Source organism: Bradyrhizobium hipponense, assembly GCF_008123965.1.
Taxonomy (GTDB): Bacteria; Pseudomonadota; Alphaproteobacteria; order Rhizobiales; family Xanthobacteraceae; genus Bradyrhizobium; species Bradyrhizobium hipponense.
Map to the genome: position 1 here is coordinate 249,708 of NZ_VSTH01000014.1, position 20,402 is coordinate 270,109.

22 protein-coding genes are annotated in these 20,402 nt (G+C 63.5%); 6 read left to right on the forward strand and 16 right to left on the reverse strand.

The window, feature by feature from the left end:
* Window positions 1–4: 4 nt before the first annotated feature.
* From FXV83_RS04090 to dapA, 15 genes are all read right to left on the reverse strand, one after another.
* Complete coding sequence (locus FXV83_RS04090) at window positions 5–1,261, reverse strand: sugar ABC transporter permease (protein ID WP_148737904.1); 1,257 nt, start codon at window positions 1,259–1,261, stop codon at window positions 5–7.
* Window positions 1,258–2,079: an ATP-binding cassette domain-containing protein gene (locus FXV83_RS04095; protein WP_148737905.1), complete on the reverse strand. Its 822-nt coding sequence runs from the start codon at window positions 2,077–2,079 to the stop codon at window positions 1,258–1,260. Before FXV83_RS04095 ends, FXV83_RS04090 begins: the two co-directional genes overlap by 4 nt.
* A 78-nt stretch (window positions 2,080–2,157) precedes the next feature.
* A complete protein-coding gene (locus tag FXV83_RS04100; RefSeq protein WP_148737906.1) occupies window positions 2,158–3,243 on the reverse strand; it encodes an ABC transporter substrate-binding protein in 1,086 nt (361 codons plus the stop codon).
* A gap of 210 nt (window positions 3,244–3,453) precedes the next feature.
* Complete coding sequence (locus tag FXV83_RS04105) at window positions 3,454–4,338, reverse strand: AraC family transcriptional regulator (RefSeq protein WP_148737907.1); 885 nt, start codon at window positions 4,336–4,338, stop codon at window positions 3,454–3,456.
* A 227-nt stretch (window positions 4,339–4,565) separates the two neighbouring features.
* Window positions 4,566–5,531: a dihydrodipicolinate synthase family protein gene (locus FXV83_RS04110; protein ID WP_235939302.1), complete on the reverse strand. Its 966-nt coding sequence runs from the start codon at window positions 5,529–5,531 to the stop codon at window positions 4,566–4,568.
* Window positions 5,532–5,559: 28 nt separating this feature from the next.
* On the reverse strand, window positions 5,560–6,339 hold the full coding sequence (locus tag FXV83_RS04115) for an amino acid ABC transporter ATP-binding protein (protein WP_148737909.1): 780 nt from the start codon (window positions 6,337–6,339) through the stop codon (window positions 5,560–5,562).
* A gap of 23 nt (window positions 6,340–6,362) precedes the next feature.
* Window positions 6,363–7,094, reverse strand: coding sequence for an amino acid ABC transporter permease (locus FXV83_RS04120; protein ID WP_148737910.1), 732 nt, complete (start codon window positions 7,092–7,094; stop codon window positions 6,363–6,365).
* Window positions 7,095–7,111: 17 nt separating this feature from the next.
* The gene (locus FXV83_RS04125) at window positions 7,112–7,948 is read right to left on the reverse strand and encodes an ABC transporter substrate-binding protein (protein WP_148737911.1); all 837 of its coding nucleotides are present in this window, start codon (window positions 7,946–7,948) and stop codon (window positions 7,112–7,114) included.
* 120 nt (window positions 7,949–8,068) lie between these two features.
* On the reverse strand, window positions 8,069–8,386 hold the full coding sequence (locus tag FXV83_RS04130; RefSeq protein WP_148737912.1) for a DUF4286 family protein: 318 nt from the start codon (window positions 8,384–8,386) through the stop codon (window positions 8,069–8,071).
* A complete protein-coding gene (locus FXV83_RS04135) occupies window positions 8,383–9,336 on the reverse strand; it encodes a dihydrodipicolinate synthase family protein (protein ID WP_148737913.1) in 954 nt (317 codons plus the stop codon). The genes FXV83_RS04130 and FXV83_RS04135 overlap by 4 nt, the downstream gene beginning before the upstream one ends.
* Window positions 9,333–9,764, reverse strand: coding sequence for a MaoC/PaaZ C-terminal domain-containing protein (locus tag FXV83_RS04140; protein WP_148737914.1), 432 nt, complete (start codon window positions 9,762–9,764; stop codon window positions 9,333–9,335). Before FXV83_RS04140 ends, FXV83_RS04135 begins: the two co-directional genes overlap by 4 nt.
* 3 nt (window positions 9,765–9,767) lie before the next feature.
* Entirely contained in the window at window positions 9,768–10,175 is a 408-nt protein-coding gene (locus FXV83_RS04145) for a MaoC/PaaZ C-terminal domain-containing protein (protein ID WP_148737915.1), read from the reverse strand.
* A 10-nt stretch (window positions 10,176–10,185) separates the two neighbouring features.
* Window positions 10,186–11,349, reverse strand: coding sequence for an acyl-CoA dehydrogenase family protein (locus FXV83_RS04150; RefSeq protein WP_148737916.1), 1,164 nt, complete (start codon window positions 11,347–11,349; stop codon window positions 10,186–10,188).
* Window positions 11,346–12,536, reverse strand: coding sequence for a CaiB/BaiF CoA transferase family protein (locus FXV83_RS04155; protein ID WP_148737917.1), 1,191 nt, complete (start codon window positions 12,534–12,536; stop codon window positions 11,346–11,348). The genes FXV83_RS04150 and FXV83_RS04155 overlap by 4 nt, the downstream gene beginning before the upstream one ends.
* A 15-nt stretch (window positions 12,537–12,551) precedes the next feature.
* Window positions 12,552–13,460 (reverse strand): 4-hydroxy-tetrahydrodipicolinate synthase, encoded by a 909-nt coding sequence (gene dapA, locus FXV83_RS04160; RefSeq protein WP_187435655.1) that lies wholly within the window; start codon window positions 13,458–13,460, stop codon window positions 12,552–12,554.
* 184 nt (window positions 13,461–13,644) lie between these two features.
* Between dapA and FXV83_RS04165 the strand changes: the two genes are divergently transcribed.
* The 6 genes from FXV83_RS04165 to FXV83_RS04190 are packed head-to-tail and all read left to right on the forward strand — an operon-like array spanning window position 13,645 to window position 19,285.
* A complete protein-coding gene (locus FXV83_RS04165) occupies window positions 13,645–14,745 on the forward strand; it encodes a LacI family DNA-binding transcriptional regulator (RefSeq protein ID WP_148737919.1) in 1,101 nt (366 codons plus the stop codon).
* A gap of 3 nt (window positions 14,746–14,748) precedes the next feature.
* Window positions 14,749–15,117, forward strand: coding sequence for a tautomerase family protein (locus FXV83_RS04170; RefSeq protein ID WP_148737920.1), 369 nt, complete (start codon window positions 14,749–14,751; stop codon window positions 15,115–15,117).
* A 15-nt stretch (window positions 15,118–15,132) separates the two neighbouring features.
* Entirely contained in the window at window positions 15,133–16,275 is a 1,143-nt protein-coding gene (locus tag FXV83_RS04175) for an acyl-CoA dehydrogenase family protein (protein WP_148737921.1), read from the forward strand.
* Window positions 16,276–16,291: 16 nt separating this feature from the next.
* Window positions 16,292–17,875 (forward strand): acyl CoA:acetate/3-ketoacid CoA transferase, encoded by a 1,584-nt coding sequence (locus tag FXV83_RS04180; RefSeq protein WP_148737922.1) that lies wholly within the window; start codon window positions 16,292–16,294, stop codon window positions 17,873–17,875.
* 11 nt (window positions 17,876–17,886) lie between these two features.
* The gene (locus FXV83_RS04185; protein WP_148737923.1) at window positions 17,887–18,435 is read left to right on the forward strand and encodes a MaoC family dehydratase; all 549 of its coding nucleotides are present in this window, start codon (window positions 17,887–17,889) and stop codon (window positions 18,433–18,435) included.
* A 13-nt stretch (window positions 18,436–18,448) separates the two neighbouring features.
* Window positions 18,449–19,285 (forward strand): ABC transporter substrate-binding protein, encoded by an 837-nt coding sequence (locus FXV83_RS04190; RefSeq protein WP_148737924.1) that lies wholly within the window; start codon window positions 18,449–18,451, stop codon window positions 19,283–19,285.
* A gap of 90 nt (window positions 19,286–19,375) precedes the next feature.
* Here the strand turns inward: FXV83_RS04190 and dhaK are convergent, their stop codons facing one another.
* Window positions 19,376–20,365 carry a dihydroxyacetone kinase subunit DhaK gene (gene dhaK, locus FXV83_RS04195; RefSeq protein ID WP_148737925.1) on the reverse strand — a complete coding sequence of 330 codons (990 nt, stop codon included), beginning with the start codon at window positions 20,363–20,365 and terminating at the stop codon, window positions 19,376–19,378.
* Between the last annotated feature and the right edge of the window lie 37 nt (window positions 20,366–20,402).

Below are 20,402 nucleotides of genomic sequence, written 5' to 3' on the forward strand. Positions count from 1 at the left end.
GATTTCAGGCCCGGCCATGGGACATGCGCGAGCGGCGGGCCAACGAATCGACGATGACGGCAACGGCCAGCACGGCGCCAGTGATCATGTACCGGAGTGAAGATGACAGATCGAGCAGCGTCAGACCGCTGGCGATCGATTGAATTACGATGATGCCAAGCAGCGCGGAATAAGCGGTGCCGCGACCGCCGAACAGGCTGGTTCCACCGATCACGGCGGCTGCGATGGCGTTGAGATTAACATCGCCGGTGCCGGCCTGCTGGCTTGCGGACGCCAGGCGCGCCGCCGAAAGAATGCCGCCAGCGGCCGCGAAGGTCGCGCATAGCACGAAGGCCGTCATGTAAGTCCGACGCACGTTGATGCCAGCACGGCGCGCCGCCTCCCGGTTGCCTCCGACAGCATTCATCGAGCGTCCCCACTTTGTTCGGGTCAACGCATAGTTCATCGCTACGACCAGGGCGACGAACAGGCCGAACATCCAGGGCACGCCGCGATCTTGATTTAGATAATAAACGACGAGCTCGAGAATGATCGTAATCACGATGCCCCGAAGCAACAGGCTGCCCAGCGATCTCGCCGACAGACCAGCCTGCTTGCGGCGAGCGGCAGTTCGAAAAGCTGTTGCGAATACCACCGCGCCGGTCACCGCGGCCAGCGTGTAGGCGACCGCAGGCGGCATGACCAGCGTCTGGCCAAAATTCACAAGCGGCGAGCCGTACGGCAGATTGATCGATCCAGTCGAGCCCAGAAGATAAAGCTGCAAGCCCAGAACCGCGAGCAGGCCGGCCAGTGTCGAGACGAAGCTTGGCATCCCGAAGCGGTTAAACAACACCGCGTAGAGTGCGCCAATGGCTCCGCCGACGACGAGCGCCGCGAAAATCGCGAGCCACGCCGGCCATTCCATGTTGACCCAGAGCACGCCAACCATGGCCGAAGCGAAACCGCTGACCGAGCCCACGGACAGATCGATTTCGCCGACCATCAGGATGCAGACAATCCCAAGCGCGATCACCCCCACCGTCGAACAGTCGAACAACAGGTTGACGAGATTGTTGCTCGACAGGAACACCGGATTGAGGCTCTGGAACGCCGTGCAGATGATCACGAGCCCGATCACGACCGGAAGCGCGCCGAGATCGCCGGAGCGGACCCGGTCCAGGAAGGCGCGCGTGGCGCCGGCAAGACCCGTATCGCTGCGAATCCGCTCGTCGGCGCGATCGAGCGGCGCCGACGTTGCGCGACGTTCCTTGTCGCCGTTCACGGCCGCGGCTCCCTTGAATGTTCACGTGAGCCCTGTCGCCGCTCTGCGCGGCGCGACACGGCATTGTTCGAGGCCCCCGTGATGGCGCTCACGAGTTCCTGGTTGGATGCGTCAGGATGGAAGATGCCGTTGTTGCGTCCGAGCCGCAGCACCACGATCCTGTCCGCGACCGCGCGGACGTCTTCCATATTGTGACTGATCATCACCACAGCGAGACCACGATCGCGGACGCGCTCGATCAGATCAAGCACCTCAGCGGTCTGCGCCACGCCAAGCGCGGCCGTTGGTTCGTCGAGCAGGATCAGTTTCGGCTCGAGCAGCAGCGAACGGGCAATCGCAACCGTCTGGCGCTGGCCGCCGGAAAGCGATGCCACCGGCTCGCGAACACTGGGGATGCGCGCCGACAGTTCGTTGAGCAGGGTCCAGGCCCGAATCTCCATCGCCACCTCGTCGAGGCGCCATGGATCGAGTTCCCGTCCGAGGAAAATGTTGGCGACGACGTCGAGATTCTCACACAGCGCCAGATCCTGGAATACGGTCGCGATACCGAGCCGCAGCGACGCGGCCGGATCGTCGAGGGCCACGATGTCGCGGCAGAAGGTGATCGTTCCCGAGTCCGGCAGATGAACGCCGGCGAGGATCTTCACCAGGGTCGACTTGCCGGCGCCATTGTCGCCGACCAACGCGACGACCTCGCCGGCGTGGACATCCAGATCGATGTTGGTCAAGGCGGAGACGGCGCCGAAGTTTTTCGAAATGCCGCGCAGGCTGAGCACCAGGCCGTTCTGCGAATTGGATTGCGATGTCAGGTCGGTCATGCGTGGCGTTCCATGATCGTCCCGGCGATGTGGCGAACCGAACCGCATCGCCGGGCCAAATGATACCTTGACGACACTCTACTTGGTAATGCCGAGTTTCTTGCAGCCTTCGGCATAGCGGCCCCCACAGAGCACTTCGGCGCTCTGGATCGGCTTGCCGTTGATCCGCTTGTCGACGATCTCTGCCTTGAGGTTGTCGGCCGTGACCAGCGTCGGTGTGAACAACTGCGACGGCGTGTTGAACAGCGTGGTTTCAGATTTCGGCTTCTCCCCCGCGAGCAACTGGACAGCCACATTGGCCGCCGCAGCCGCGACGATCTCGCTTGGCTTGTTGATGGTGTTGTATTGGTCCCCGGCAATAATCAGTTGGAGGCCAGCAATGGTGGCGTCGTTGCCGGTAACCGGCGGCACCGGATTGACCCCTGCAGCCTTGAGAGCGGCGATCGCGGCACCGCCGGTGCCGTCGTTGGCGGCCACGACGCCCACAATCTTCTTTCCGAAACGGGTAATCTGGCCGCTGGCCCACTGCTGCGCCTTCGGCGGCGCCCAATCCGGCGTGTCGTACTCGGCGAGCGTCTTGTATCCACTGCCCGCCAGACCGTCGTGGATGCCGTCCCTGATCAGCCCGGCCGCGGCATCGGTCGGTGAGCCGTTGATCTCCAGTACGCCGACATCGTCGGTCGGCACTTTGGTCGCCTTGAGATGGTCGACCAGCGATTTGGCAATTGCCTTGCCGATCGCCTTGTTGTCGAAAGACACGTAAAAGTCCGCCGCCGTGGAGGGGATCGGCCGATCATAGGCAATGACCTTCACGCCCTGCCCCTGGGCCTGCTTCACGAGCGATGCCGCAGCGGTGGAATCGACGGGGTCGATGACGATCACCTTGGCGCCCTGCGAAATGACGGAATTAAACTGCTGCTGTTGGCGAGACGCATTCGCGTCGGCGTTCTGGTAGAGCACCTTACAGGTCGGGCACAGCTTGCTCATCTCAGCCACGAAACCAGGGCGATCGTGTTCTTCGTAACGTGTCGAGGCCTGGTCCGGCATCAGAAAAGCGACCGTGGCGCCCGATACTTTGGCATTCTGACCGAAAGCGGGGCCGCCTGCCAGAACGCACAAGGCGAGCGCCGCCATCCCGACTCCGTTCAATGATGCTAGTGTCATATGGTCTTCTCCCTAGGGTAAGAGCAACCCCTGCGGTTGCCTTGAATGCGTAGGGTTGGCGCCGGCGATCCCGGACAATCCCCCATCTTTTTGTCGATCGCTACACACAACAGTCATCCGTCCTCGAAGCGGTGGAAGCCCGTTCGCGCCGTGTGTCGAATAATACGTCATCTCGCTCGACGAGCTATGCGGCCAAGCCGTAGAACCTTCTCATGCGGCTTTGGGTGCGTTGATGTTGTCGAGCAGCAATCGCCGGAACTGTGATGGTGTCATTCCCTTCTCGGCGAGGAACTGTCGATTGAAATTCGACATGTTGTTGTAGCCGACTTCGTAACAGATACTTGCAATCGAGGCCTGCTCATCGCTCATCAGAATCTGGCAGGCAAGATTGATGCGCAGCCGTTTTACATATTGCATCAGCGACATGCCGGTGTGCTGGCGGAACGCACGCGAGAAGGCGCTTGTGCTCTGACCTGCGATCTCGGCGAGATCCATCTCGCCGAACGGCTTGGTCAGATGCTTGCGGAGATAGGCGAGCGCTTTGTTGATGCCTGCGGACATGTAGCCGGACGGATCGGGCAAGTAGCTGGCGCTGGCCAGCATGCGCGATCCCCGTGCCCGGCTCAACACGCCAGCGATCAGCATGAACAACTCGATGCGGCGCATGCCATTGGCATGCATTGTCTCTTCGAGCAGCGGCGAGAGCCGCCGGCTGGTTTCGCAGCTGAACAGCACACCGCGCCGGGACGATTCCAGCACCGGCTGCAGCGCCGCGAGCTCCGGCAGGGCTTTGATGGCGCCGTCGATGAACTCCTCGCTGAACTGGATAATGCGGCAGCGCAGCGGAATGCTGGTCCCGGGCGGAATGTCGCTGACCCAATTGTGCGGCAGGTTGGGCCCGGTCAGCACCAGGTTCCCGGGCGCGAAATCGCCGATGAAATCGCCGACGAAATAGCGGCCGGTCGTCGCCGCCACCATGTGCAGCTCATATTCGGGGTGGAAATGCCATCGTACGGTGCGGAAGGGATAGCCGTGGGACCAGGCGGCAAAGGACTCGCCAGGCCTTATCTGGACCAATTCAAGATCCGGCTCCATGTCCTTCCTCCCAGTCGTATGCAGGCACCCGCAACGACCTCGTTCCCAGCCGGCCGATCTCTGTCGGCTCTTGCTTGATCGTAACGGTAGGTGACGACGTAGACGCGTGCCACCACATTTGGTGGCCAATCATGATACTTTTTTGACCCGAGTGGCACCCTAGATATGATGTGGCATCTCGGGATCATCCCGGATCAGATTTTCGGTAAATGTCTACGCCCGTTTCACTAAACCTCCGCCCGGCTCAAATCATCCCCGTCACTGAGACAACCCGCCGTTCGCAGCGCCAGCTCGAGCGCATGTTGTTCGGTCGGCGTCACCGGCGGCTGCGGCGGACGTAGCGCGTCGCAGGCGAGCCGCCCGAGCAGCTTCAGGCACACCTTGAGCCGCGCCGTCGCCCGTCCGCCCGGCGCATGGCGATAGATGGCGACCGCCAGCGGATAGAGCTTGTCGTGCACGGCCTGGGCCTCACCCCATTCCCCTGCCTCGGCTGCGGACCAGAGCGCGACCATGAGCTCCGGCACGACGGCGGCGAGGCTGACCTGGCTGCCGGCGGTTCCGATCAAATAGCTCGTCAAGAGATGTTCGTCGCCCGAGCTCAGCACCGTAAAATCCGGGCGCAGCTTGCGGATTAGTCGCAGGTTCTGCTCATAGGCGGCGACCTCCCAACTGCCTTCCTTGATCGCGACGTAGCGGTGGTCAGCCACAAGTTGCTCCAGCAGCGACGGTGCATAGGGCATCGCGCCGGCGCCGACGGGCGCTGCGTAAAGCATCAAGGAGATCGTCGTCGCTTCGCGGATGTGGCGGTGATGCGCCATGACGCAGCCATCGGCATGCGCCAGCGCCCAGCTGTTGGGAGGAAACACCAATAGCCCGTCCGCGCCGGCCCGCTCCAGCGCAGCCGCCTCGCGCGCGGCCTCAAGGCTCGATTCGTGATTGACGCCAGAGACGATCAAGCAGTCCTTCGGCGCATGCCCGCGTGCGATCTCCACCACGCGGCGCTTTTCGGCCAGCGACAGCACGAAATTCTCACCGGCATGGCCGTTGACCAAGAGGCCGTTGATCCCCGGCACCGACGTGACCGATGAGATATGTGCCGCCAGCGCCGGCTCGTCGATCAGGAAGTTCGGCGTCATCGGCACAATGGTCGCGGCATGGATGCCGCGCAGGCGGTCGCCGAATGATCGCACCATCTGGTCCCTCGCCGCCGCCATCATCCGGTCAGTGAATGATCTGGTCGAGGAACGTCCTTGCCCGCTCGGACTTCGGATAGTTGAAGAACTCCTCCGGCGCGGACTGTTCGACGATCTTCCCCTCGTTCATGAACACGATCCGGTCCGCGACCTCGCGGGCAAAGCCCATTTCATGGGTCACGCACAGCATCGTCATGCCCTCTTCCGCGAGCTTCTTCATGGTCTCCAGCACCTCCTTGACCATCTCGGGATCGAGCGCCGAGGTCGGCTCGTCGAACAGCATGATCTTCGGCCGCATGCACAGCGCGCGTGCGATGGCAACGCGTTGCTGTTGGCCACCAGAGAGCTGCCCCGGAAATTTCTCGGCCTGGTCCGGAATCCGGACCTTGGTCAGGAAATGCATGGCGAGATCCCTTGCTTCCTCCTTCGTCATGCCGCTCACGGTCATCGGCGCCAGGATGCAGTTCTCCAGCGTCGTCATGTGCGGAAACAGATTGAAGCTCTGGAACACCATGCCGGTGTCGCGCCTGACGGCATCGATGTTCTTCTGCTGGCGATCGAGCTCGGTGCCGTTGACGTAGATCAGCCCCTCGTCGTGCTTCTCGATGTGGTTGATGCAGCGGATCAGGGTCGACTTGCCCGAGCCGGAGGGACCGCAGACCACGATCTTTTCGCCCTTGGCGACCTTGAGATCAATCTCGTTGAGCGCGGTGAACTCGCCATAATGCTTGTAGACGGCCTCCATGCGAACCGCTGGCACGTCGCGCAGCTTCGGCTGCACCATTTCACCCTTGATACTGGTTGCCATCGCTGTGTTCCCCAATGATGCGCTCATGCTCTGGCCTCGACGCTGGCCTGTGCGACCGGCACCCTCGCCGCGGCCCGCTTCGATTTCGAAGCACTGGAGCGGCCGAAATGCTTCTCCAGCCGGCGCTGGATTGCGTCCCAGACAGAGGTCAGGATCAGGTAATACGCGGTGGCAGCTGCATACACCTCGAGGATCTGAAAATGCTCCTGCATCAGCATGTCGCTGCGCCGCATGAGCTCCTCGACCGAGATGACGGAAGCGAGCGAGGTCGCTTTCAACAGCGAATTGATGGAGTTGCCGAGCGGCGGGATCATCAGCCGAAACGCCTGCGGCAGAGTGATGCGCCGGAACGTCACCCATGGCGACAGGCTCAAGGCCCACGCGGCCTCCCGCTGCCCCGCCGAGACGGCCATGAAGCCGCTGCGGACGATCTCGGCCAGATAGGCGGCCTCGTTGAGGATCAGTCCGACTAGCGCGCAGGTGATCACGGAGAACTTGATCCCCAGCTGCGGCAAGCCGCTGTAGATGACCACCAACTGGATCAACAGCGGCGTGCCGCGGAAAAACCAGGTATAGAACCGCGCCGCACCTGATAGCACCGGGTTGGACGACATGCGCATCAACGCGATGCCCATGCCGAGGATCAATCCGCCGATGACAGCCGCTATCGTCAAGCCGATGGTGACGAGCACACCCTTCATCAGGAAGTAGTTGAAGAAGTAGTTGACGGCAGCCGTCGGACTGAAATGGCTCATCGGCTCGTCTCCGTGGTTCAGGCCGGACCAGGGCCGGCGATCGCGATCGGCTGATCGGCCGGCACGCTGGTCAGACCAAACTTGTCGAACAATGCCTGGTAGCTGCCGTCGGCGCGCATCGCGTTCAGCGCCTTGACGACGGCATCAACCACCTTCTTGTTACGGAAGCCTAGCGTGGTGCGTGCCGTGCCGAGCCCGCTCAATACCTCTTTCACGCGACCGCGGCCGACGAGATCGCGCGCCACGCTGTCGACGAGCAGCGCATTGTCCACCTGTCCCGCGAGCAGCGCACTCACGACGTTGGTCGCCGTCGGGAAGGTGCGCATCTCGATAGCTGGTCCGCCCTTTGCCACGTTCGCATCGCTGAGTTTCTTGAGCCAGTTCATCTGGTAAGTGCTGACCTCGACGGCGGATGTTTTCCCGATCAGGTCTCCTTCGCCAGCAATTTTTGTGCCGCTGTCGGGCGAAACCACCACCGAAATCGCCTGGATCGCGTAGGGCACCATGTACATCAGCTTGGAACGTTCCTCGGTCCAGAACATGCCGGTGTCGATGCCGTCGATGCGCCCCGCATTCATGGCCGGCATCATCGCCGGAAAATCCATCCGGACGAGCTCGACCGGAAGACACAACCGTTTGCCGAGCTCGGTGGCGAGCTCCACGTTGAGACCCTGCAACTGGCCGTCCTTGTCGACGAACTGCTGCGGCGGATTGGTCGGATTGATGGAGAGCTGCAATTTCCCCGGCGCAATCAGATTGTCGTCGGTGATCGCCGGCGTGCATGCGGCATGCGCAGCAGTGGATGCGAGAACGAGTGCAGCAGCGGCACTCAAGCGAAACAGGGTCGAGAGCATGTGATACCTCCAGTAAGACGCAATGACCGATGCAGTTCCTCGCCCGGCTTTCCCCTCAATATTTTTGGATGCGACCGGCCGGATCTCGCGACAAGGCAGGCAGCATCGTCATCGATCCCTTCAAACCGGTCCCGACAACGGCTTGAGCTGGATGCGCATGAAATTCTTCACGAGCGCTTCGAACGGACCGAATCCCTTCACCTTCAGGAACTCCGGTGTCTCGAACGCCCAGCGACCCGCGACCTCGTACACGGCCGCATATTTCGGACCGTCGCCGATCGAGACGAAGCGCTTTGCGGACAGCCAGCCGGGACAGGCGAGCAGATCCGGGAAATGCGCGTGCTCGTACCAGGCGTTGAACGCAGCCTCATGCTCGGGATCGATATCGACCCGCACGATGTGGATGAAGGCCTCGTCCCCCATGAGCTCGCTACTCATGCCAGGCGAATATCGCCGGCCGCGCACGCCGCGCAAACGGTCGTTGCAATGGCGTCGCACAGCGCGGGAAGGACTGGCAGCAGTGGCGGCCGTGGATCGGCGTTGCCGATCAGGCCGAGCGCCTTGAGCCCGACTTTCATGCGCGTGTGCATATCCATGATCGGCGCTGGTCCATAGATCGCGCGGACGATCGGATAGAGCCGTTCGTTGACGGCACGCATCGCCTTGAGATCCTCGGCGAGTGAGGCCTGCCACAGCGCGACGAACAGATCCGGCGCAAGGCTGACGAGACCGGACAGGATACCGTCGCCGCCGACGGCGAGCTGCGGCAGGAACCAGTTGAAATTCGACGGCAGGATCGCAACGGACGGATCGGCCTGCTTCACCGCACGACGGTTCTCGTCATAGGCAAAGATGGTGTCACTGCCCTCCTTGATGGCAATGACGCCGTCGAGCGCCGCGATCTTCGCCAGTGTCTCCGGCGAACAGCCAAAGCCGGACGCCAGCGGATACTGGAAGATCGACACCGGAATCCCGATCGCGGAGCTGACCGCCTGCACGAAGGCAACCGGCGCGCGCGAGGTAGCCGACGCACCGCCGCCGAGCGGTGCGGGCGGAAACAACACGGCGCAATCGGCGCCGGCAGCCTCCGCGAGCTGCGCCTGGTGGATCGCGTCCGCGGTGGAATGCGCGATGATGCCGGCCAGCAGCGGCTTGCCGCCGATCTGCCTGCGCGTCCGCTCGATCACCGCCGGCCGCTCGTCGTCTGAGAGCGACCCGCCCTCGCCGGCATGTCCGTTGACGAACACCGCCGCAATTCCGTCCGGGCAGGCGCAGTAGTCGAGCACGCGGGCATAGCCGTCCCAGTCGATCGAGCTGTCATCCCTGAAGGGCAGTACGGTCGCGACGGTGACGCCGCTCAGGTCCGGTTTCTTCATCGGCTTGCTCATGAGGGTTTCCGCCGTGGGAATTTCAGGCTTGCGCGCGCCTTCAGCACTTCGAGGCCGCCATCGTTGCGGGCGCTGGCCTCCCAGATGATCGTGCGGGTCTCATCGTGCTGCTCGGCGATCCAGACGTCGAACGTCAGCGTATCGCCATAAAACACCGGCCCAGTGAACCAGAAGCGATCCTCCACCGACACGCCGATCGTGCCGACCAGTTCGCTGGTGAGAATGCTGGTGCAGAGGCCGGCGACCATGATCCCCGGCGCCACCCGGCGGCCGAAACGCGTGGCGCCTGCATAGACCTCGTCGACATGGACGGGGCCGAAATCACCGGTCGCGGCAATGTAGAGCGCGCCGTCCGCCTCGGTGATGGTCTTGCTGAGGCTGACCCTGTCGTTCACCTTCAGATCGTCGAAGGATTTCGGTTCGTACATTGTTCAGCCCTTCGCGAAGGGAACGAGCGTCGCGGTGCCGTCCACCACGGTCGCGCCGGACGACGACAATGTGCAGGTGACGCGGCAGACCGCTTCATCACCGGCGACCGAGACGATCTCGGCCTTGGCCTCGACGGAATCGCCGACGAGCACGGGCGCTGCAAAATTCAACGCGATGCTGCCGATCCGCCGCGTCGGCCCGCCGAGCTGGCTGAGGCAGGTCGTGGCGAGACCGCCGACAGCGAGCTCGAAGGCGACCATGTTGGACGCGCCAGCCTTCTTGGCACGGACGGCATCGACATAGAGACCGCCGAGATTGCCGCTAATACCAGTGAACATCGCCTGTTCGGCGACCGTCATGGTCTTGCGGAAGGCGAAGGCGGCCCCGGGATTGAGAGATGTGTGAGACATCGAGCGTTCCCTAGAGCTGCAAGCCGTTCTTGATCGTGCTGCGCGCGACCAGCATGCGGTGGATTTCGGAAGTGCCGTCGTAGATGCGGGTGACGCGGGCGTCGCGATACATGCGTTCCAGCGGCAGGTCCTTGCTGAAACCCATGCCACCGAACACCTGGATGGCGCGGTCGACGACGCGGCCCTGCATCTCGGAGGCCGCGACCTTGATCATCGAGACCTTGTCGCGCGCATCCCGCCCCTGATCGATGTCCCAGGCGGCGTTCATTACCATCATCTTGACGCCGAAGATTTCGGTGGCGGAATCGGCGATCAGCTTTTGCACCATCTGGAAATCGCCGATGGCCTGGCCGAACTGGCGCCGCTCGCCTGCGTGCTGGCGCATCATCTCGAGCGCGCGCTGCGCCATGCCGACGGCACGCGCGCCGATATGGGCGAGGCGGATCTGGAGCACACTCTGCATGATCAGCTTGAAGCCGGCGCCGACCTCGCCGAGCACGGCCGCCTTCGGGATTCGGCAGTCTTCGAACGACAGTTCTGCATGGCCGTAGCCGCGATGGCCCATCATCGGCTGGGTGCGCGCGACCTTGAAGCCGGGCGTGCCGCGATCGACCAGGAACAGCGTGATGCCGCCACGCGCGCGCTTCTCCTTGTCGGTCAGCGCCATCACGATCACATAGTCAGCAATGTCGCCGTCGCTGATGAAATGCTTGGTGCCGTTCAGCACCCACGCACTACCGTCGAGATGAGCCGTGGTGCTGATCGCCGCCGCGTCGGACCCGGCACCCGGCTCGGTGATCGCCATGGCGCAGATCTTGTCGCCCTTGACCGTCGGCAGCAGATAGCAATCGACCTGTTCGTCCTTGCAGGCCATCAGCATCGGATAGACCTGGCCGAACACACGGCGGATCAACGCATCGGAGGTTTTGCCGAATTCCTCCTCGACGAGACAATGCTCGACGCAGGACAGCCCCCCACCACCGACATCGGCCGGCATGTTCATCGCGTAGAGGCCGAGCTTCTGCGCTTTGGCCTTGGTGAGCGCCAGCGCGTCGGCCGGCACTGTCGCCGTCCGCTCCACCTCGTCTTCGAGCGGCTGCACTTCCGTTTCGACGAAGCGGCGGACGGTATCGACCAGGAGGCGGGTGTCCTCGGGCAGCGAAAAATCGATCATCGCGCCACTCCCACAGCTCTGCCTGCGACCATCGTGTCGATCTCGGCGGCACCGTAACCGATCTCACCGAGCACCTCGCGCGTCTGCGCGCCGAGCCGTTGCGGCACCAGCCGCACCTCGGGCGTCTGGCCGTCATAACGCGCAGGATGCGCGACCATCCGAATCGGTACGCCCCCGGCACTCTCGGCGGACTTGAACACACCGAGATGTTTGAGCTGGGGATCGGTCTCAAGGTCGCGATAGTCCTGCACCGGCGCGTGCCATATCCGCGCCGCTTCAAGCACAGGCAGCCATTCCTCCGTCGGTTTCTGTTTCAGCCGCGCCGTGACAATTCCGGTAATTTCTTCACGTTTCGAAAAGCTGTCGGCGTCGCCGAACTGCTGCAACGCATCGCTGCCGAGCGCCACCGCGAGTGCTTTGGGCGACGCCATGGAGATCGCGAGATGGCCGTCGGCCGTCGCATGAATGCCGTAAGGCCCGGGGCTGAACCACGCAGCGATGCCGGCCGGCCCGCGCGGCGTGGGCGACGGCGCACCGTTGAGCCAAGCGGTCAACGGCTCGACCTGGAGATCGAGGGCGGCCTGATAGAGATTGACCTCGACGAGCTGCCCCTTCCCGGTCTTGGTCCTCGCGAACAGCGCCGCAAGAATGCTCATGGCGTAGAGCGAGGCTGCATGCTGGTCGACGATCACCGCGCCCACTGCCGTCGGCTCGCCGTCGGCACGCCCAGTCCGCATCGCAAGACCGGACATCGCCTGAAGCAGGAGATCCTGGCCCGGGCGATCCCTGTATGGCCCTTCGGAGCCGAAGCCGGTCGCTACCGCGTAGATCAGGGCCGGGTTGATGACCTTGAGGACATCATAGCCGAGCCCCAGCTTGGCCATGGTGCCCGGACGGAAATTCTCCATCACGACATCTGAGGTCGCCACCAGCTTCTTCACCGCGGCGATGCCATCGGTGTGCTTGAGATCGACGGCGAGGCTGCGCTTGTTGCGCCCGGTCGCCAGATGGTTGACGCTGTCGCCCGCGACGAAATGATTGGCGACCGCCCAATTGCGCTGAAACGCCCCCTCTATCGGCTCGACTGCGATGACGTCGGCGCCGAGATCGGCGAGCGTCTGCGCCGCCAGCGGCCCCGCGAGATAATGATTGAAGCTGAGGATTTTGACGCCGTCGAGCAGGTTCATTCGTTCACACCCAATTTAAGCAGCCGCGATTGGCGCGCCGCGCCACGCCAGATCGAACGTCTTGACCAGGGCGCGGGCGGCAACATCCTGTGCGGCCGGTAACGGCAGACGCGGCGGGCGCGGATGGCCGACCGCAAAGCCCATGTGACCGAGCAGCGCCTTGCTGCCGGCGACATAGGCATGGCCGCCGACGAATTCGATCACCGGCAGGTATTTCAGATAGAGTTCGCGCGCCTGCTTGATCGCGCCCTCATCGGCAACGAGGCTGAAGATCCGGGCCATCTCCGACGGCACCACATTGGAGGCGACCGCCACCCAGCCCTGCGCGCCTTCGACGAAGGATTCGAAGCCGAGGATGCCGCCGAACACGGCCATCCGGTCGCCGCAGAGCCGGATGATGTCGCGCACGCGCGTCACCTCCAGCGTCGACTCCTTGATGTAAAGACAGTTGTCGATCTCGGCGAGGCGCGCCACGAGCGGCGGCTTGAGATCGACATTGGCGGTCGCCGGATTGTTGTAGACCATGATTGGCAGCGAGATCGCGTCCGCAACCGTCTTGTAATGGTGGACTAGTTCGTCGTCGGTCGGGGTCGAATAGAACGGCGGAATGATCATGACGCCGTCGGCGCCCAGTTTTTCGGCACGGCGGCTGAGGCGAACCACTTCGCGCGTGTCCTCCGCGCCGGTGCCTATCAGTACGGGCACGCGCCCTGCGGCCTGACTGATCACGACTTCGGCAACCAGCGCCTTCTCGTCATCGTCCAGCGACAGGAATTCACCGGTCGAACCGAGCGGGATCAGCCCGTGAATTCCTTCGGCGATCTGCCAGTCGGTGAAGGCGCGCAGCGCTGCGACATCGACGTCACCGAACGGCGTGAACGGAGTGATCATGACGGTGTAGGTGCCGCGGAATGTCTTCATCAGAGAACTGCCGGGTGATCGGGTGGATTCAGGGAATGGCGACCTCCTACGGAATATCCGCAGGATTGGTGCAATCGATTGCACGCCTGGCTCTGCATTGAGCAACAACATCCATTTTTTGGGCTTGATCCATGTGGAATTTGCCCATAGCGTTTCTGCAATCGTTTGCAGTCTATCGGCAGGTTTGATGAGCGTCACGCTCAAAGATGTGGCACAGGCGGCCCGCGTTTCGGTCAGCACCGCCTCGCGCGCGCTGACGGGAACGGGCCTGACCAGCGAGCGCACGCAGCAGCGCCTGACGCGCATCGCGCGCGAACTCGGCTACCGGCCGAACCCGATCGCGCGAGGCCTGAAGACCGGTCAGTCGCGGCTCGTCGCGCTTCTTGTCCACAATCTCACCAATGCCTCGTTCCAGGTGATGGCCGAAGTGGTGCAGGCGCGCCTGAAGGCGATGGGCTACCAGATGCTGTTGTGCATCGGCGGTGACGATCCGGAGCAGGAAAGCGACACCCTCACCACGCTGGTCGATCACCGCATCGACGGTCTGATCGTCGTGCCGACGGGAAAGAACGGCACGCAGCTCAAGGCCCTGGCAAAGGACGTCCCGATCGTCTGCCTGGTGCGGCGCGATGACGCGACCGACCTCGAGACCGTGCTCGCCGACGACCCACAAGGCGCCTATCTCGGCACGCGCCATCTGATCGAGCTCGGGCACAGCCGCATCGGGCTGATCGTCGGCCGCCAGGACACCACGTCGGGCCGCGAGCGGTTGTCCGGCTATGTCCGCGCGCTGCGCGAAGCCGGCATCCCTGTCGACGACACATTGATTCTTGCCGGCCATTTCGTCCCCGAGACTGGCGCGACGTGCTGCCGCACGCTGCTCGACCTCCCTCGCCCGCCGAGCGCGATCTTCGTCGCCAATCACGAGGCAACGCTCGGTGCGCTGCGCGTCATCGCGGAGCGGAACATCGCCATTCCCGACGACCTCTCGCTGCTCTGCTACGAGGACATGCCGTGGTTCGAATGGCACCGCCCGGCCATCAGCATCGTCGACAACGGCGCACGTGATCTCGCCAATCTGGCCGTTGACCGGCTGCTGCAGCGCATGGATGCGAAGGGCAACGGCAGTGACGGCGTTCGCGAATATCGCGTCGGCGCCCGCCTCGTGAAGCGCGACTCGTGCCGTCAGATCGACGCCGCGCCCCCGGCGAGATCCGGCAAGCCCAGATCGTCTCCGTCCAGATCGTCTGCCTCCAAATTGTCTGCCTCCAAGTCCGCGAAAGTCTGATCGATGCCCTATGTCGAAGTGCTCGCCCCGCAAGTTCCGCCGCAGCGCAAGGCCTTGCTGGCGAGGTCGGTGACCGACGGCCTGATGTCGGCATTCAGCGTCGGTGCGGACACGGTCACGCTCTACTTCATCCCGATCGCTGCCGACGACTACGCCCATGCCGGTGTGATGGGGATTCGAGGCGCCGGCCAACGCATCCTGCTCAAGGTCCACGCGTTCCGTCGCAGCGAGGCTGAGCGCCGCGCCGCCGCCATCGCCCTGACCCGCGGCGTGTGCAGCGCCTATGGCGTCCCCAGTGACCACGTCGCGGTCTACTTCCTCGATCGCGACAAGAGCGAAGTCTCCCACGACGCCAAGCTCGCCAGCGACTGACGGGAGCCACACGCCATGGATCGCTTCTACAGCCAAGACCAGAAAGCCCTGCGCGAGACAGTCCGTCGTTTCGCGGAAGCAGAGATCCTGCCGCGCGCAGCCACGATCGACCGCGAGGATCGTTTCGATCGTGCGCTCTACAAGGGCATGGCCGATCTTGGCCTGTTCGGCATTTGCCTGCGCGAAGGCGCGGGCGGCGCCGGGCTCGATGCCGTGGCGGCCTGCATCGCAATGGAGGAGCTTGCGCGCTGCTCCGGCGCGGTCGCCAACGCCTTCGCCATTCCCGTCGAGGCAGTTCTCTTCTTCGACCATCACGGCACTGACGCGCACAAGGAATTGATCCCAAGAATCCTGAGCGGCGACCTCATTCCCGCCACCGCCGTCTCCGAGCCCGACCACGGCTCTGACGTCGCGGGCATCCGGACCAATGCAGTGCGCGACGGCAATGGCTGGCGGCTGAATGGCACCAAGGCATGGGTGACCCTCGGCGGCATAGCCGACCGCATCATGGTGTTCGCCCGCACCGGCGCTGACGCAGGCCATCGCGCCATCTCCTGCCTGCTGGTTGACGGTGTCCTGCCCGGCATCGCGCGCGGCAAGAACGAGGAGCTTCTCGGCATGCATGGCCTTGAAGACTGCCAGATCACCTTCTCCGACGTGAGCCTGCCGGCCGACAGCCTGATGGGGCCGGAGAACCAGGCGTTCAAGATGGCCATGAGCAACTTCAACTTCAGCCGGCTGATGATGGCTTCGATGGCGCTCGGCATGGCTCAGGCTGCGTTCGAGGACGCCACCGCCTACGCTCGTGACCGCAAACAGTTCGGCCAAGCGATCATCGGCTTCCAAGCGGTACAATTCATGCTCGCCGACATGTCGACCGACATCGCCGCCGCGCGCCTTCTGATCCATCACGCCGCGCGCCTCCATGATGCCGGCGAGCCGATCGCGAAAGAGGCGGCGCAGGCCAAGCTGTTCACGACCGACATGGCGATGAAGCACGTCTCCAATGCGCTCCAGATCCACGGCGGCAACGGCTATTCGCGCGAATACCGCATCGAGCGCATCTTCCGCGATGTGCGCCTCGCCCAGATCTACGAAGGTACCAACCAGATCCAGCGGCTCATCATCGCTCGCCAGGTTGAGAAGGAGGCCGCGTGATGCGGTGCGCGCAGTCATGCTAAGCGTCATCAGCGCGGTACAAGCCGCAGCCCTGATCCGCGATGCCGACACGCTGATTGTCGGCGGCAACGGCGGCACCGGTGCCGCCGAAGCGATCCTCGACGCGCTTGAGCAACGCTTCCTCAGCGGCCTCGGCCCGCACGGGCTGACATTGATCAACATCACCGGCGTCGGCGCGGTGACCGAGAAAGGCCTGTGCCATCTCGCCCATGAAGGCCTGATCGCGCGCGTGATCGGCGGCAATTTCGGCCTCCAGGTGCCGTTCATGCGCCTGGTCCGCGACGAGCTGATCGACGCCTACAATTTTCCGCAGGGCGTGATGAGCCAGCTCTGCCGCGCCATGGCCGCGAAACATCCGGGTGTGCTCACCCACGTCGGCCTCGACACCTACATGGATCCGCGCCAGGACGGCGGCCGCATGAACGCGCGCACCACGGCGCCGCTGGTCGATCTGCTCGAGTTGCACGGCCAGTCGTGGCTGCTCTACCGCGTTCCCGCACCGCCGGACGTCGCCATCATCCGCGGCACCTCCGCCGACGAGGACGGCTATGTCAGCATGGAGCACGAAGGCACGACGCGCGAGGATCTCTCGATCGCGCAGGCCGTGCACAATGCCGGCGGCACGGTGATCTGCCAGGTAAAGCGGATTGTGAAGCGGGGCTCGATCCATCCGCAGATGGTCAAGATCCCCGGCTTCCTGATCGATCACGTCGTGCTCGAACCCGAGCAGATGCAGACTTATGGCACCGTCTATGATCCCGCTCGCTGCGGCGAGACGCGGGTGCCGGTCGCGATGATCGCACCCGATCCGCTCACAGAGCGCCGTGTGATCGCCCGCCGCGCCGCCTTCGAGCTGCGCCCACGCGATGTTGTCAATCTCGGCGTCGGCATCTCCGCGATGATCCCCAATGTCGCCGCCGAGGAAGGCATCTCGGACCTGATCACGCTGACTGTGGAATCCGGCGTGGTCGGCGGCGTACCGGGCCATGCCCGCGAATTCGGCACCGCGATCAACCCGCGCGTTATCCTCGACCAGGCCTATCAGTTCGACTTCTACGACGGCGGCGGGCTGTCCTGCGCTTTTCTCTCCTTCGCCGAGGTGGATGAGACCGGCAACGTCAACGTCACCCGGTTCGGTGACCGCCGCGACGGCTCGGGCGGCTTCATCGACATCACCCAGAACGCCAAGCGGCTGATCTTCAGCGGCACCATGACCGGCGGCAAGTTCGACATCGGTGTCGAGAACGGCCGCCTCGCCATCCGCCGCGATGGCGCCTTCCGCAAGTTCGTGCCCCAAGTCGGCCAGATCAGCTTCAGTGCCTCGCTCGCCGCGCAGCGCGGCCAGCGCGTCAGCTACGTCACCGAGCGCGCCGTGTTCGAGCTGGAGAACGGCAATGTGACCCTGACCGAGATCGCGCCAGGCGCTCGCCTGGAGGAGAACATCCTAGCGCATATGGGCTTCCGGCCGCGCATCAGCCTGCAGCTGAAGGATATGGACCCGCGCATCTTCCGCTCCGGGCCGATGGGGATCGCGCAAAGTTTTAGGGCGCTGCCGGCGCGGCCGCGCAAAGTTGCCTGAGGGATACGCTCATGGACGCAGCTGCCGGATCAATCAATCTGCGCTACGAGGACATCGCGCTCGGCGCGGAGTTCGAGACTGCCGTGCACACGGTGACCGAAGCCGACATCGCGACCTTCGCCGAGGTCACGCGCGATCACCATCCGCTTCATGTCGATAGGGCCTATGCAAAGTCACGCGGCTTTCCCGCCGTGATCGGCCACGGGCTGTTCGGCCTGTCGCTGATGGAGGGACTGAAGTCGGAGCTGAAACTGTACGAGGAAACCTCTGTCGCCTCGCTCGGCTGGGACGAGGTGCGATTCACGGCGCCCATCGTTGCGGGCGACGCCTTGCGCGTGCGCTTCCGTTTCGTCGAGAAGCGGTCGACGCGAAATCCCGAACGCGGCATCGTCATCGAGGCGCTCGACCTCGTCAACCAGCGTGACGAAGTGGTGACGGCGGCCCGCCACACCTCGCTGATCCTGACCCGGCAGGCTGATCGTGGCGTGCCGGTCGCCACGGCACACGACCGTAAAGAAGACGTCGGACCGAAGACGGCTCAACTGCCACGCAGGATTTGACAGGAGTATCTTGATGCGATTTCTCAGAACCTTCTCCGCCCTCGCTTTGCTGATCGGCCTGTCCCAGGCGGCCAGCGCCCAAACCTGTACCCCGAAGGTGCCGGGATCGAGCCTGATCGAGGCGCCGAAATGGCAGATGTCGATCAACCCGACGCTACCGCCGCAGCAATTCGTCGACGATAAGGGCGAGGTGCAGGGGCTCAATGTCGAGCTCGCCAGAGAGATCGCCAAGCGCATCTGCGTCGAACCGGTGTTTTTGCGCATGGATTTTCCGCCGATGATCCCGGCGCTCCGCTCCGGCCGCTTCGACACCATCAACACCGGCCTGTTCTGGACCGAGGAGCGCTCAAAAATGCTCTATCTCGTGCCTTACGCGCAGCAGGCGATCAGCATCTACACCGATCCCACCTCCAGCCTGAAGCTGGAGAAGTTCGAGGATCTCGCCGGTCGCGTGGTGGGCGTCGAATCGGCGACCTACACCGAGCGCAAGGCGCGCGAGTTCAACACCGAGATGGTCGCGAAGGGCCTCAAGCCGATCGAGCTCCGCACCTTTACCACCGTCACCGCGACCTCTGCGGCTTTGCGCGCCGGCCAGCTCGAGGCCGCGCTCAACATCAATGAGACTGCCAACTCGCTTGAGCAGAAGGGGATCGCAAAAATCTGGGTCCGCGACATCGCCGGCACCGACATCACCTTCGCCTTCCGCGACAAGCTGCTCGCGCAAGCTTTCGCCGACGCGCTGACAGCGGCCCGCGCCGACGGCACCTATGACAAGCTGTTCGACAAGTTCGGCATGACCAAGCTGAAGGCCGCAACCTTCGCCATCCGCGGCGATGGTCCGAGCAACTGACGAGAGAATACCTTCCTTGGAAGGACTAGCTTCGCGGGAGCGGAGTCGATAGGTCATTGTTTGTGACCCAAACTAAGCCGCGAGCTGAGATCAGACACCCCACCGCAGAGCTGCGGTCTGCACCGGGGCATCCCATAATTTCGTCGACTTGCTATCGAGCACAGATACGGTGATCGAGACACCGGCCATGTCGAGTGATGTGACGTAGGAACCGGTCAGGAAGCGCACCACTGCCACCCCCGCGCTGTCAAGAATCCGCTTTGCGGCATTGACCATCAGATAGAGTTCGATCAGAGGCGTCGCGCCAAACCCGTTGACGAGAAGCAGCACTTCACTCCCCTTGCCGGGCGCAAGATCCTTCAGGATCGCATCGAGCAGCTCGGCGGCAATCGCATCGGCGGACGCCAGCGGCACCCTGCGCCGGCCGGGCTCGCCATGAATGCCGACGCCCATTTCCATTTCATTGTCGGCCAATGCGAAATTTGGCCGCCCTGCCGCCGGCACGGTGCATGGCAACAGCGCCACCCCCATCGAGCGCGTGCGCCGGTTGACCTCTTCGCCGAGCGCCGTGAGCGCGGCAAGCGGCAATCCGGTCTCGGCCGCAGCGCCGACCATTTTTTCCACGATCAATGTCCCCGCGACGCCGCGACGACCGGTCGTATAGGTCGATTTCTCCACCGCCACGTCGTCGTTAGTCACCACGCTCGCAACTTCCCGCCCGGCCATCTCGGCTGCCATGGTGAAATTCATCACGTCACCTTCGTAGTTCTTGACGATGAAGAGCACGCCTGCGCCCGTGTCGACGGCCTCCGCGGCCTCGATCATCTGGTCTGGCGTCGGCGAGGTGAAGACTTGACCGGGGCAAGCGGCATCGAGCATGCCGAGGCCGACAAAGCCCGCATGCAGCGGCTCATGTCCCGAGCCGCCGCCCGAAATCAGCGCGACCTTGCCTGGCTTCAACGTGCGGCGCCGGACGAATTTGCGCTCGGCACCAAGAAGCAGGATATCCGCATGGGCTGCCGCGAAACCGTCCAGACTTTCTTCGAGTATCGTATCGGCGCTGTTGATCAGCTTTTTCATGAACGTCCTCCCGTCTCGTCTAAAGTTCAAATCAATG